The organism is Paenibacillus sp. SN-8-1, assembly GCF_050995535.1.
In the GTDB taxonomy this organism is placed as follows: domain Bacteria; phylum Bacillota; class Bacilli; order Paenibacillales; family Paenibacillaceae; genus Fontibacillus.
The window spans coordinates 3,874,511-3,887,500 of record NZ_CP194782.1 but is presented as its reverse complement, the minus strand read 5'-3'; the positions used below and the strand labels follow the sequence as shown (position 1 = coordinate 3,887,500).

At 47.1% G+C, this 12,990-nt stretch carries 6 protein-coding genes, 11 tRNA genes and 2 rRNA genes (1 of these 19 running past the window's edge); all 19 read left to right on the top strand.

Features of this window, described 5'->3' with window-relative positions; translation table 11 throughout:
* Positions 1–2,724: ribosomal RNA gene (locus ACRRNK_RS19125) — 23S ribosomal RNA — on the top strand (it extends 208 nt beyond the left edge of the window).
* A gap of 224 nt (positions 2,725–2,948) precedes the next feature.
* Positions 2,949–3,065 (top strand): 5S ribosomal RNA (gene rrf, locus ACRRNK_RS19120).
* A gap of 12 nt (positions 3,066–3,077) precedes the next feature.
* Positions 3,078–3,153: transfer RNA gene (locus ACRRNK_RS19115), tRNA-Asn, on the top strand.
* 2 nt (positions 3,154–3,155) lie between these two features.
* Positions 3,156–3,231: transfer RNA gene (locus ACRRNK_RS19110), tRNA-Thr, on the top strand.
* A 41-nt stretch (positions 3,232–3,272) separates the two neighbouring features.
* Positions 3,273–3,347 (top strand) — tRNA-Glu (locus ACRRNK_RS19105).
* A gap of 106 nt (positions 3,348–3,453) precedes the next feature.
* A tRNA-Val gene (locus tag ACRRNK_RS19100) sits at positions 3,454–3,529 on the top strand.
* Positions 3,530–3,570: 41 nt separating this feature from the next.
* Positions 3,571–3,645 (top strand) — tRNA-Gln (locus tag ACRRNK_RS19095).
* A 4-nt stretch (positions 3,646–3,649) separates the two neighbouring features.
* Positions 3,650–3,725 (top strand) — tRNA-Lys (locus tag ACRRNK_RS19090).
* Positions 3,726–3,761: 36 nt separating this feature from the next.
* Positions 3,762–3,845 (top strand) — tRNA-Leu (locus ACRRNK_RS19085).
* 3 nt (positions 3,846–3,848) lie between these two features.
* Positions 3,849–3,923 (top strand) — tRNA-Gly (locus ACRRNK_RS19080).
* Between the two features lie 6 nt (positions 3,924–3,929).
* Positions 3,930–4,006, top strand: a tRNA-Arg gene (locus ACRRNK_RS19075).
* A gap of 40 nt (positions 4,007–4,046) precedes the next feature.
* Positions 4,047–4,123 (top strand) — tRNA-Pro (locus ACRRNK_RS19070).
* A gap of 13 nt (positions 4,124–4,136) precedes the next feature.
* Positions 4,137–4,210 (top strand) — tRNA-Gly (locus ACRRNK_RS19065).
* 376 nt (positions 4,211–4,586) lie between these two features.
* Positions 4,587–7,382, top strand: coding sequence for a phosphoenolpyruvate carboxylase (gene ppc, locus ACRRNK_RS19060; protein WP_433944218.1), 2,796 nt, complete (start codon positions 4,587–4,589; stop codon positions 7,380–7,382).
* A gap of 254 nt (positions 7,383–7,636) precedes the next feature.
* The gene (gene sigW / locus ACRRNK_RS19055; RefSeq protein ID WP_433944217.1) at positions 7,637–8,209 is read left to right on the top strand and encodes an RNA polymerase sigma factor SigW; all 573 of its coding nucleotides are present in this window, start codon (positions 7,637–7,639) and stop codon (positions 8,207–8,209) included.
* Positions 8,210–8,372: 163 nt separating this feature from the next.
* Positions 8,373–8,990, top strand: a complete 618-nt coding sequence (locus ACRRNK_RS19050) for a zf-HC2 domain-containing protein (protein WP_433944216.1) — start codon at positions 8,373–8,375, stop codon at positions 8,988–8,990.
* Between the two features lie 196 nt (positions 8,991–9,186).
* Entirely contained in the window at positions 9,187–10,017 is an 831-nt protein-coding gene (cdaA, locus tag ACRRNK_RS19045) for a diadenylate cyclase CdaA (RefSeq protein ID WP_433944215.1), read from the top strand.
* Positions 10,010–11,386: a CdaR family protein gene (locus ACRRNK_RS19040; RefSeq protein ID WP_433944214.1), complete on the top strand. Its 1,377-nt coding sequence runs from the start codon at positions 10,010–10,012 to the stop codon at positions 11,384–11,386. The genes cdaA and ACRRNK_RS19040 overlap by 8 nt, the downstream gene beginning before the upstream one ends.
* A gap of 79 nt (positions 11,387–11,465) precedes the next feature.
* Positions 11,466–12,806, top strand: a complete 1,341-nt coding sequence (glmM, locus tag ACRRNK_RS19035; protein ID WP_433944213.1) for a phosphoglucosamine mutase — start codon at positions 11,466–11,468, stop codon at positions 12,804–12,806.
* Positions 12,807–12,990 lie beyond the last annotated feature (184 nt).

Here is a 12,990-nt window from a genome sequence, read left to right as displayed (position 1 = left end):
GTACCCTGAGGAAGAGAAAACAAGAGTGATTCCGTCAGTAGCGGCGAGCGAACGCGGAACAGCCTAAACCAAGGGGCTTGCCCCTTGGGGTTGTGGGACGTCTCACATGGAGTTACAAAGGATTAGGGTAGGCGAAGAGGTCTGGAAAGGCCCGCTAGAAGAGGTAAAAGCCCTGTAACCGAAAGTCTGATCCCTCCGAGACGGATCCCGAGTAGTGCGGGGCACGTGAAACCCCGTATGAATCCAGCAGGACCATCTGCTAAGGCTAAATACTCCCTAGCGACCGATAGTGAAGCAGTACCGTGAGGGAAAGGTGAAAAGCACCCCGGAAGGGGAGTGAAAGAGATCCTGAAACCGTGTGCTTACAAGAAGTCAGAGCCCTCTATATGGGTGATGGCGTGCCTTTTGTAGAATGAACCGGCGAGTTACGTTCCCGTGCAAGGTTAAGGTGAAGAGCCGTAGCCGCAGCGAAAGCGAGTCTGAATAGGGCGACTTATAGTACGTGGACGTAGACCCGAAACCGTGTGATCTACCCCTGTCCAGGGTGAAGGTGCGGTAACACGCACTGGAGGCCCGAACCCACGTATGTTGAAAAATGCGGGGATGAGGTGGGGGTAGCGGAGAAATTCCAATCGAACTCGGAGATAGCTGGTTCTCCCCGAAATAGCTTTAGGGCTAGCCTCGGAATAACGAGTTGTGGAGGTAGAGCACTGATTGGGTGCGGGGCCCGCCAAGGGTTACCAAGCTCAGTCAAACTCCGAATGCCATAAACTTAGATCCGGGAGTCAGACAGTGAGTGCTAAGATCCATTGTCAAAAGGGAAACAGCCCAGACCATCAGCTAAGGTCCCCAAGTGTGTGTTAAGTGGGAAAGGATGTGGAGTTGCACAGACAACCAGGATGTTGGCTTAGAAGCAGCCACCATTTAAAGAGTGCGTAATAGCTCACTGGTCGAGTGACTCTGCGCCGAAAATGTAACGGGGCTAAACACACCACCGAAGCTATGGCTTGATGCTTTGCATCAGGGGTAGGGGAGCGTTGTATGTAGGTTGAAGGTGTACCGTAAGGAGCGCTGGACAGCATACAAGTGAGAATGCCGGTATGAGTAACGAAAAGATCAGTGAGAATCTGATCCGCCGAAAGCCTAAGGGTTCCTGAGGAAGGTTCGTCCGCTCAGGGTAAGTCGGGACCTAAGGCGAGGCCGAAAGGCGTAGTCGAAGGACAACAGGCCCTAATTCCTGTACCACCGTAATCCGTTATGAGCGATGGGGTGACGCAGCAGGGTAGTGACGCAGACTGATGGATGTCTGTCCAAGCAGTGAGGCTGGTGTGTAGGCAAATCCGCACACCGTTAAGGCTGGGCTGTGATGGGGAGTGAAAATTACAGTAGCGAAGGTCATGATCTCACACTGCCAAGAAAAGCCTCTAGTCAGGAGAAGGTGCCCGTACCGCAAACCGACACAGGTAGGCGAGAAGAGAATTCTAAGGCGCGCGGAAGAACTCTCGTTAAGGAACTCGGCAAAATGACCCCGTAACTTCGGGAGAAGGGGTGCCCCGGTAGTGTGAATAGCACGAGGGGGCCGCAGTGAAAAGGCCCAAGCGACTGTTTAGCAAAAACACAGGTCTGTGCGAAGCCGCAAGGCGAAGTATACGGGCTGACGCCTGCCCGGTGCTGGAAGGTTAAGGGGAGTGGTTAGGGAGTAATCCCGAAGCTATGAACCGAAGCCCCAGTAAACGGCGGCCGTAACTATAACGGTCCTAAGGTAGCGAAATTCCTTGTCAGGTAAATTCTGACCCGCACGAATGGCGTAACGACTTGGGCGCTGTCTCAACGAGAGATCCGGTGAAATTTTAATACCTGTGAAGATGCAGGTTACCCGCGACAAGACGGAAAGACCCCATGGAGCTTTACTGCAGCTTGATATTGGACTTTGATACGATTTGTACAGGATAGGTGGGAGCCTAAGAAGCAGGAGCGCCAGCTTCTGTGGAGGCAACGTTGGGATACCACCCTGATCGTATCGGAGTTCTAACCTGGTACCGTGAACCGGTATGGGGACAGTGTCAGGTGGGCAGTTTGACTGGGGCGGTCGCCTCCTAAAGAGTAACGGAGGCGCCCCAAGGTTCCCTCAGAATGGTTGGAAATCATTCGAAGAGTGCAAAGGCATAAGGGAGCTTGACTGCGAGACTGACAAGTCGAGCAGGGACGAAAGTCGGGCTTAGTGATCCGGTGGTACCGCATGGAAGGGCCATCGCTCAACGGATAAAAGCTACCCTGGGGATAACAGGCTTATCTCCCCCAAGAGTCCACATCGACGGGGAGGTTTGGCACCTCGATGTCGGCTCATCGCATCCTGGGGCTGAAGTAGGTCCCAAGGGTTGGGCTGTTCGCCCATTAAAGCGGTACGCGAGCTGGGTTCAGAACGTCGTGAGACAGTTCGGTCCCTATCTGTCGTGGGCGTAGGAAATTTGAGAGGAGCTGTCCTTAGTACGAGAGGACCGGGATGGACGCACCGCTGGTGCACCAGTTGTTCCGCCAGGAGCACAGCTGGGTAGCTAAGTGCGGAAGGGATAAGCGCTGAAAGCATCTAAGCGTGAAGCCCCCCTCAAGATGAGATTTCCCAGTATGTAAGACCCCTTGAAGACGACGAGGTAGATAGGCTGGGGGTGGAAGTGCAGTAATGCATGGAGCTGACCAGTACTAATCGGTCGAGGGCTTATCCTCAAAGTTTCACGAAGTGAAACTACTTCGGAAGCATATTCTAAGAACCCCGAGAACAATGGGGCACACGCAAGTTCGTTTCGTATCTAGTTTTCAGGTGATCAAGCCTGAACCGATTTTAAGCTGCAAGCCTTGATAAGGTATGATATTTTCTCGCAGTGATGAGTTTTCTAAGGTCGGATATTTTCCTGAAGTGATTCAGGGAGTATTGACCCGGAAAAATCCTGTTTGGTGGCGATGGCGGAGGGGTTCCACACGTACCCATCCCGAACACGACCGTTAAGCCCTCCAGCGCCGATGGTACTTGGACCGCAGGGTCCTGGGAGAGTAGGACGCCGCCAAGCGATTACGTTTATTCCCTGATAGCTCAGTTGGTAGAGCACTCGACTGTTAATCGAGTTGTCACAGGTTCGAGTCCTGTTCGGGGAGCCATTGCTCTCATAGCTCAGTAGGTAGAGTGCATCCATGGTAAGGATGAGGTCACCGGTTCGATCCCGGTTGAGAGCTCCATTTTCTCTGGTTGATGACAGCTATAAGTCGTCAAACGATGAGGCCCGTTGGTCAAGGGGTTAAGACACCTCCCTTTCACGGAGGTAACAGGGGTTCGAATCCCCTACGGGTCACCATTTTCTTCTTAATGTAAGTTGGATATGGCTAGAATTATATGAGTGATATCAGTACATACTATGTCCTAAAGTCTTGCCAAAGTATCCATAATGTTTTAATTCATATGGAGGCTTAGCTCAGCTGGGAGAGCATCTGCCTTACAAGCAGAGGGTCGGGGGTTCGATCCCCTCAGCCTCCACCATCGTTTTTATATCTGAGGACAAACTGTCCAAAGTGAGACATTGGGGATTAGCCAAGCGGTAAGGCAACGGACTTTGACTCCGTCACCCATAGGTTCGAATCCTATATCCCCAGCCATTTTGAGCCATTAGCTCAGTTGGTAGAGCACCTGACTTTTAATCAGGGTGTCGAAGGTTCGAGTCCTTCATGGCTCACCATTTACCTTGATTGTCATGGTGAATAGTGTTACTTGTGCGCGTGTGGCGGAATTGGCAGACGCACTAGACTTAGGATCTAGCGTCTTTGACGTGGGGGTTCAAGTCCCTCCACGCGCACCATTTGCGGACGTGGCTCAGCGGTAGAGCATCGCCTTGCCAAGGCGAGGGTCGCGGGTTCGATTCCCGTCGTCCGCTCCATTATTTGCGCCCTTAGCTCAGCTGGATAGAGCGTTTGACTACGAATCAAAAGGTCAGGAGTTCGAATCTCTTAGGGCGCGCCATTTTACTTGCAATTGATAATCTCATAAGCAGCACCATTTTCGGGACGTAGCTCAGCTTGGTAGAGCACCTGGTTTGGGACCAGGGGGTCGCATGTTCAAATCGTGTCGTCCCGACCATTATTTCTTCGGTGCGGGTGTAGTTCAATGGTAGAACTTTAGCCTTCCAAGCTAATAGCGTGGGTTCGATTCCCATCACCCGCTCCATAATTCACCAACAGCATCATCGTAAGCGATGGTGTTTTTTGTTATAATACGTTTTATTTTTACCCATGGATTTTACTGCTTTGACGTGTCAGCGCATTGATTGAATGTTGAAGTGGTTTTTTATGCAGATGGATATGTTCATGTTAATCAGGGAGTTCTAGTTTCTTCGATGAGAATTAAACTTTTGAGAGACTAGCAAAGTTCTATCTATGGGCTATAATAATACAAATAAATGATTAAATATTTAACTTATTTACCTCTTTGGCTGAATCTACAGCCTTGTTTTAATAAATAAAGTGAAGATTTTATGCACCGTTTATTGTATTATGTAAAAAGGCATTACAAAGACGGAAACAGGAGAATTGGGAGGAGAAGCATGACAGAACTAGCGGTAACCGCAAACAAAAGTAATTCCAACAACCTGCTGCGGCGTGATATTCGTTTTTTGGGCAATATTTTGGGAGAAGTCCTTGTACATCAAGGCGGTAATGAACTCTTAGATATTGTCGAAAAGATACGTGAAGCCAGCAAGTCACTTAGAGCCGTATTTCTACCTGAACTGCATGAGGAGTTCAAACAGCTTATTAACACGCTTGAGCCGGACATCCGACATCAAGTCATTCGGGCTTTCGCTGTTTATTTCCAGTTAGTTAACATTGCAGAGCAGAATCATCGTATTCGCCGCAAGCGTGACTACGAGCGTTCTGCCGGGGAGACGGTACAGCCTGGATCTATTGAGGATTCTGTTAGAGACCTTAAAGAACGCGGCTTCTCCTACGATGAAGTACAGGATATTTTACAAGGCTTGTCTTTAGAGCTTGTCATGACAGCTCACCCGACGGAAGCAATGCGCCGTGCAATTCTCGATATTCACAAACGGATTGCTGATGATGTTATGCAGCTGGATAACCCGACTTTGACTTTCAGAGAACGCGAGCAGCTTCGTGAGAAATTGCTGAATGAGGTAATTACCCTATGGCAGACCGATGAGCTTCGTGATCGCAAACCTACAGTACTCGACGAGGTTCGAAATGGTATGTACTATTTCCACGAGACTTTGTTCCATGTGCTGCCTGATGTATATCAAGAATTGGAACGCTGCTTGACGAAGTATTATCCTGAGCATAACTGGCATGTTCCGACATATCTGCGTTTTGGCTCATGGATCGGGGGAGACCGGGATGGTAACCCTTCCGTTACAGCGGAAGTAACTTGGGAGACTCTGTTAATGCAGCGTAAGCTGGCTGTGCGGGAATACCAGCGTATTCTGGCTGAATTGTTCCGTTACTTAAGCTTCAGTACAAGCATCGTCAACGTTACTGACGAGCTGCTTACTTCCATTCAGAAGGATCGGGAGACGGTCGTTCTGAACAAAACGCCTCAATGGCGGAATGAGAAAGAGCCTTATCGGGTGAAACTCACTTATATGACGGAAAAGCTTCATAACGTCATCGATGAGTCGAAGAAAGATTCCATTGATCGCTACAATAGCGTAGCGGAATTGGTTGAGGATCTTAATGTTATTGATCGCAGTCTACGCCATCACTATGCTGATTATGTGGCAGATACGCATATCCGTTACTTGATACGCCAAGTGGAGCTGTTTGGCTTCCATACAGCCAAGCTGGACATTCGCCAGCACAGTCAGGAGCATGAGAATGCTATGACTGAAATTCTTGCTCATATGAATGTTACAGAGAACTACGGTGAGTTAAGCGAAGACAAAAAGGTAGAGCTGTTGGAGCGTATTCTTAACGACCCACGTCCGTTGACTTCTCCTTACCAGGAATACAGTGAGAGTACAACGGAGTGCTTGAACGTCTACCGTACGGTGTTTAAGGCTCAAAAGGAATTTGGGGAGCAATGTATCAGCAGCTATCTAATCAGTATGACAGAGGCTGCAAGTGACATCCTCGAAGTTATGGTATTTGCTAAGGAAGTCGGACTGATCCGGAAAGAGGCCGATGGCAGTGTTGTATGTACACTTCAATCTGTGCCGTTATTTGAGACGATCGATGATCTTCATGCAGCTCCTGCTATTATGCGTTCACTGTTTAATATGCCATTCTACAGACAGTCTGTAACCGGGATGGGTGATCTTCAGGAGATTATGCTGGGATACTCCGACAGTAACAAGGACGGCGGCGTGGTAACGGCGAACTGGGAGCTTCGGGTAGCTCTTAAACAAATCACAGCAACAGCCGAAGAATTCGGCATTAAGCTGAAGTTCTTCCATGGACGTGGAGGCGCTCTCGGACGTGGAGGTATGCCGCTTAACCGCAGTATTCTTGCACAGCCACCGCATACGGTAGGCGGAGGAATCAAGATTACGGAGCAGGGTGAAGTAATCTCATCGAGATATTCACTGAAAGGAATTGCTTACCGCAGTCTTGAACAGGCAACATCTGCATTGCTAACCCAAGCAGTACTTGCTCGTCAGCCTCAACAAAGTGACCTATACGAAGAGAAATGGGAAGCTATTATCAGACAAATGTCTGAGGTATCCCTCAATAAATATCAGGATCTGGTATTCCGGGAACCTGAATTCCTTAAGTTCTTCAAAGAATCCACTCCACTTGGAGAAGTGGGTGAACTAAATATTGGTTCCCGTCCATCCAAGAGGAAGAACAGTGACCGATTTGAAGATTTGCGTGCGATTCCTTGGGTATTCGCTTGGACGCAAAGCCGTTATCTGTTCCCTGCATGGTATGCAGCCGGCACAGGAATTCAAGATTTCTACGGTAACGATGAAGAGAAGTTGAAGGTTCTCCAGGAAATGTACGCGGGCTTCTCATTCTTCCGTTCCTTGATCGACACTCTGCAGTTCGCTGTGGTAAAAGCAGATCTAATTATCGCTTCAGAATACGCGAATATGTGCAGCGATGATACGATGAAAAACCGCATCTTCAAACAAATCGAAGAAGAGTTTAACCTGACGAAGAGCTTGATTCTCAAAATTACAGGTGAGCAGGAAATGCTGGATAATGAGCCTACTCTTCAGGAATCTATTCGTCAGCGTAATCCGTATGTAGACCCGCTTAGCTATCTGCAGGTTCAACTGCTGACCGAATTACGCGCGATTAGAGAACAGGGCGGAGACGACCCAATTCTGCTGCGTGAAGTTCTCCTTACTATCAACGGTATTGCTGCAGGACTTAGAAATACAGGCTGATTGGATTAGCCAATTGTATATTTGGAAATATATTAAGGAACCGTGTCGCATTAGGACACGGTTTTTTTATTGGGCTCAAGCCGTAAAGTTTGCATGTGCGCTTGCAATTTGAGGGAACTTGAATTACCATTTGAATGAAGCGCCGGGACATGCCATTACGTCCGTTCTTAAGCGGTCAAACCGCTAATGTTTATCCTTGAAGCATGGCTTGGAACCGGCAAGAGACCGTTTTGGCGGATCTGGGGGAAAAATGAATGATTGACAATTATGATACGAGACTTGCAAAGCTGGCCCGTAAGGGCGATCAGGGTGCTTTTGCAGAAATTGTAGATCTCTATAAAGATAAACTGTTTCACTTGGCCTATCGTATGCTGAATAACCGGCATGAAGCCGAGGATATTGTGCAGGAGGCATTTCTCAGAGTACATAAGAACTGGATGCGTTATGATGAGAATCAAAAGTTCTCCACATGGATTTATCGTATTGCTACGAATTTGTGTATAGATCGTTTGAGGAAGAGAAAACCAAGTTATTCTCTTGATGCAGAGATGAATGACCAGGAGGGCATGGATGGATATACGCTGATCCCTGGGGATAATCGAACTCCGGAAAGTGAATATCTGGTATCAGAGACCCGGGAGACGATACATTCTGCTATTGAGAGCCTTCCGGCAAAATATAAATCCGTTATGGTCCTTAGATATCTGCAGGAGCTGTCTCTTCAGGAGATTAGTGATGTGCTGGGTATGCCTGTAACGACAGTCAAAACCCGTGTACATAGAGGGCGTGAATTTTTGCGCAAAAAATTGGAGAATAAGCATATTTAAACTAAAAAAACTTTTTGAAACGATATACATAGTACAGCGTATTTAAAGTGTATACCTGATTGCTTTGCCCGTTGATTGTAAGGTTAGTGCTTATATAAAATGGAATGGTTCTTAGGATGTAACGCATATTCCATGCAGATTTCAACTGAAAGGATTGGCTCATATGGATTGCAAACAAGCTGCCTCTTTAATGCATGAATACCTGGATGACGATTTAGACCAAGCGCAAGCTGTGGAACTAAAGAAACATCTTGTACAATGTCCATCCTGTAATATGCATTTTCAAGAGCTGGAACAAACGGAAATGATGCTTTTCCATGCTGTTAAGAGCTCGGTGCCTTCCGCTTCAGATGAGCTGGTAGATCGAATTATGCGAGAGCTTCCAAGAAAACGTGGACAGCGTGTGTGGATAAAATGGATCAAGAAGCATCCTGCACTTACGGCAGTGGCCATGTTTATCTTTGTTATGCTCTTTAGCACGATGTCACTCTGGAAGGCGGATGACCAATTAATAGTTAAAGGTGCGGGGCTGGACCAGGTTGTTATTGAAGGGAATACGGTCATTGTCCCAAATGGGAAGACGATTGCCGGTGATCTAACTGTGGAGAATGGAAAGGCCAAGATCTATGGCGAAGTGGATGGTAATCTTACGGTCATTGATGGTTCACTGTACCAGGCTTCAACGGCTAAAATATCTGGTGATGTGAAGAGTATTGATCAAGCGCTTGATTGGATCTGGTATAAGATCACGAATACATTCACAGAAGTCGCCTATCGGTAGTTGGAAATATTAACAGTTGTAAGGGCGCCACTCGATGGAGGGGGCGCCTTTTGTTGTATTAATCTGGTATAAATTATATATTTTAGTGGGTCCAGGACAAAGAAGCTTGCAACTGAAGTTCGATCGTTATAACCTAGAGTTTAGGGACAACATAAGACTGATAAGCTTGCTAAAAGGGAAAACCGGGGGTTGCTGTATGAATTACTTTTCGGACTTAACATGGCAGGAGTCCATTAAAGATGCTATAGATATTCTAATTGTAACTTATATTATTTATCATTTGATTTTACTTGTACGGGGAACCCGGGCTGTTCAGCTGCTAAAAGGTATCCTCGTGCTAGTTGTGATATGGGCGGTTAGCACCTGGTTCGATCTTTACACGCTCAAGTGGCTAATGAATCAAATGTTCACGTTTGGTGTTCTTGCCGTCTTCATTATTTTTCAGCCCGAGCTAAGACGGGCACTGGAGCAGCTTGGGCGTGGTAAATTATTCGGGCGTACGACCGCGGATGAAGAAGAATTTAGCCGGGAGATCGGAGAGGTTATTAAGGCGGTTAATTATTTATCCCGTGGAAAGATTGGGGCATTAATAGTATTTGAACGCAATACAGGTCTTAATGAATACAAAGAATCGGGAATTCCAACCCAGTCGGTAATTACTTCTGAACTGCTGATTAATATCTTCATTCCTAACACCCCTCTTCATGATGGGGCCATCATTATTCAGGAGCATCGGATTGCCGCGGCAGCCTGTTACTTGCCACTTTCGGAGAATCCCTTTATTAGCAAGGAGTTGGGTACAAGACATCGCGCTGCCATCGGAATCAGTGAGGTAGGTGATGCGGTGTCCGTAGTCGTATCGGAGGAAACGGGGCAAATCTCGCTTGCGATTAACGGGCAGGTCGTGCGAGGTATTAATGAGGAGTCCCTAATCTCCAAGTTATATGAAGAGCTTAGTCCGAGTACGGCACATAAGGACAAGAAGACCCCATTCTGGAAGCTGAAAGGGGGGCGCAAACATGGATAAATGGTTCAACAATAATACCATTGCCAAGATTTTGGCGCTCTGCATCAGTATTCTTCTGTGGGCCATGGTTCATATAGACAGCAGTACGCCAAGTACTTCAGGTTCCTCAGTCGATACTAAGACGATTAATGATGTTAAAGTGGAAGTTGTTGGTTTTGACGATAAATCCTATGTTCTGATGGATATGGATCCAAAGGTTGTGAGTCTGGAAGTTAAAGGGAAACGCCCTAATATCACCTCCGTATTTACTGATTATAGGGTAAAATTGAACTTGGAGGATGTAGGTCCAGGTACGACTATGGTACCACTAACCGTGGAGCTTCCTTATGGAGTTGAGCTGGTATCTAAGAACCCCTCATCGGCTAAGGTAACAATTGAAGCCAAGCAGACAAAGACTTACAGCGCAAGTGTGGTGCTAAAGGGGGTTCCAGATGGGGGCCTGCAAATGGGGACTCCTATTCTGGAGAACGATGGAAAGGTTAGTGTGACGCTCCCGGAAAGTGAACTTAAACGAGTTCACAAGGTTGAAGGAACCTTGGATGTTAGTGGAGCCGGGGATTCTGTAGAAGGCAAATCCGTAAAGCTAAGGGCATATGATAAGAGTGGACGGGAAATTCCGGATGCGGAGATTAGCCCATCATCCATACGGGTCGATGTACCTATGAATAAACTTTATAAAACGGTACCTATAGAAATTAAACAAACAGGAAAGCTCCCACAAGGTTACGCACTGTCAGAAATTCAGGCGGACGTCGAGGGAGTTGCTGTATATGGGACTAAAGAAGTGTTAGAGGGGATTGATTCCTACTCCGTTAGTGTTGATTTGAGCAAGTTCAAGGGTCCAACCACGACAGAATACTCATTGGACTTGACTCCGCCCAAAGGTTCTGAGAAAATCGAGCCGAGCTCTGTGAAGGTCGTTGTCAAAGCTGCACCTTTAGGTGAAAAGACAGTGAATGACATTCCGGTTACGATCAAGAATCAGAGTGACAAGACGACAGTTAAAATTCTGAATCCGGCAAATGCAAAAATGTCTTTGACGGTGCAGGGTTCGGATGAAGTACTGAAGTCTATTCAATCAGGAGACTTTGTAATTAGTGTCGATGTATCTGGTCTTGGACAAGGGGTTCACACGGTTAATCCTACGATTACGCTTCCCAAGTTTGTAACTTTGGCAAGCAGCAGTGATGTAAAGATCGAAATCGAAGTTAAGGATAGTTCTTCAAAACCTGTGACTTCGACTCCTTCTGGTACAAACACGGAAGGGAATGGACAGAGTGTGAATTCAGGGACAGTCTCGGGTACTGAGGGAGATGGGACCTCTGGGGAATCAGGCAGTAATTCAGAGCAGTCAGGGAAAGAACCTTAGAAGCAGCAGAGAGATTGAAGTACAATAAAAACATGTAAGTCATGGATGAGAAACCATTTATCTGGAGGAGTGAGTGATTGTGGGGAAGTATTTTGGAACAGATGGAGTACGTGGTGTAGCGAATAAGGAATTGACGGCAGAGCTTGCTTACCGAATCGGCCGTACTGGCGGATATGTTCTGGCAGGACAAGTAGAGAAACCAAAGGTTATTATTGGTATGGATACCCGTATCTCAGGTGTAATGTTGGAATCTGCACTTGTAGCAGGCCTACTGTCAATTGGAGCAGACGTAATTCGTATTGGGATTGTCTCTACTCCGGCTGTCGCTTATCTAACCCGTTTGTTAAAAGCAGATGCCGGTGTAATGATCTCGGCTTCTCACAACCCGGTAGAGGATAATGGAATTAAGTTCTTCGGTAGCGATGGCTTCAAGCTGTCCGATGAGACAGAGCTCCAGATTGAAGCTCTGCTGGATAAGGAAGTAGATGAGCTCCCTCGTCCAATCGGCGACAAGCTTGGAAGTGTGATCGTAGATAACGAATCGAAATATAAATATCTGGATCACCTAAAAACAACGATTTCTTCAAACTTTGAAGGCTTGAAGATTGTACTGGACTGCGCAAATGGGGCTGCTTATGAGCTTGCGCCGAAGCTGTTCCGTGAACTCGGGGCGGAAGTCTATACAATTGCAGCTGAGCCGACAGGGCTTAATATAAACGATCACTGCGGGTCTACACATCCGGAGTTATTGAAAGAAGAAGTAGTACGTCTGGGAGCAGATCTGGGTCTTGCCTTTGATGGAGATGCTGACCGCCTGATTGCCATTGATGAGAAGGGCGAGGAAGTAGACGGAGACCATATCCTGTGTATCTGCGGAGAAGCTATGAACCGCGCGGGCAAATTGAATGGAAGTACCATTGTTTCGACGGTAATGAGTAATTTTGGTTTCTATAAAGCAACTGAAAAGCTGAGCTTAAATACGGCAAAAACAGCCGTAGGTGACCGTTATGTTATGGCTGAAATGCTGCGCGGCGGATACAACCTGGGCGGAGAGCAGTCTGGACATGTTATTTTCTTGGACTATAACACTACAGGAGACGGCATTCTGACTGGGATTCAATTGGTTGATACCATGAAGAAGGCAGGCAAGCCTCTAAGTGAATTGAAGAAGCTGATGGTTCAATATCCACAAGTGCTGGTGAATGTGCGTGTTCAAGATAAGAGCAAGTACAACGGTAACCAAGCAATTGAAGAAGCCATTACGGTTGTAGAACAAAAGCTTGGCAGCAACGGCCGGGTTCTGGTACGTCCATCGGGTACGGAGTCTTTGATCCGTGTTATGGCTGAAGGTCCGGATAAAACGGAGCTTGAACAGTTTGTATCCCAGATTACTAAAGTAGTTGAGCGGGAACTGGTATAGGACCAAGAAATCATACTATATTAATGGGTAATTAGGCCGCTGGAATGGGTTTCCCGTTCCGGCGGATTTTTTATGGGTAGGAAAGTCACATTTTCTTGAGCTGGGTCCCCATGCCATTGCAAATTGCTAGTGAGGTGCATATAATAACATTATTCCTAAGAAAGAAAGAGAGGGCAGTGAGGTT